Source organism: Roseibacillus ishigakijimensis (assembly GCF_016595415.1).
Taxonomy (GTDB): Bacteria; Verrucomicrobiota; Verrucomicrobiia; order Verrucomicrobiales; family Akkermansiaceae; genus Roseibacillus; species Roseibacillus ishigakijimensis.
The window spans coordinates 1-803 of the sequence record NZ_JAENIO010000116.1; the positions used below are offsets into that span (position 1 = coordinate 1).

The 803-nt window shown below is 49.4% G+C and carries 1 protein-coding gene; it reads left to right on the plus strand.

Annotation, left to right across the window (positions count from 1 at the left end; all coding sequences use genetic code 11):
* Window positions 1–183 precede the first annotated feature (183 nt).
* Window positions 184–645 carry a hypothetical protein gene (locus JIN78_RS16805; protein ID WP_200393155.1) on the plus strand — a complete coding sequence of 154 codons (462 nt, stop codon included), beginning with the start codon at window positions 184–186 and terminating at the stop codon, window positions 643–645.
* Window positions 646–803: the final 158 nt, after the last annotated feature.

Consider the following 803-nt stretch of genomic DNA (forward strand, 5'->3'; position numbering starts at 1 on the left):
CGATAACGATTCTTTTCAGCTTGTAAAAAATTCGGGGAACCAGTAATTTGCCTCCTGAATCAGAATTTCTCACAAATGATTAAGACCAAGCCCCCCACGCCCGCCAAAAAATCGCCTGGAACCAAAAACCGTCCTGCTCCTATCGCAGCATCGTCATACTAATAAACACTGTTATCTCTAAAAATGACTCTGCCATTGTTCCATGAGAGCGTAGTCGAAGCGCCCAACGGGAAGTCGATTTCGATTCAGAATGCCGGTGAGCATCACATGGGGGCTGAACACGTCGAATTCATCCCTTCCGAGCCGATTTGTGGAGTAAAGCGGTTCTTCACGACGAACGGGCGCCTTTTCTTCAACGCAGAAGATGACTGCTTCTACCTTTTCGATTCCTGCATGATCATTCGTGTCAACGCTAATTCGTGGAAAGCCACCTGTGCGGGTCGACCGTATCCTCTGTATTTCGGAAGCGTTTCGGTTTCCGACAGCAACCTTAATATGGATCTCTACTCGGGTAGTGGCGGACGCGAATCTCATTCGAAGCCATTGGATGAGATTGATTGGACAGATGGTCTTGGCTCCGCTTCCAAAGGTGTGCTTCCCAGCGCCTACAAGCCATGGGTCGACGAGCAAGAACCACTGAGATAACAAGGCGCTGCACCTAATCCCTGACCCGCCCCGATGTTACGTTTTATGACCAATTCAACCATTAACCCACAGTCTACGCTCGCCCCATGGTCAGGGATAGGTGAGCTATGACGTTGATATGGTTGATGATTTGTCAAGGGCATAAAACGGTCCGGGCT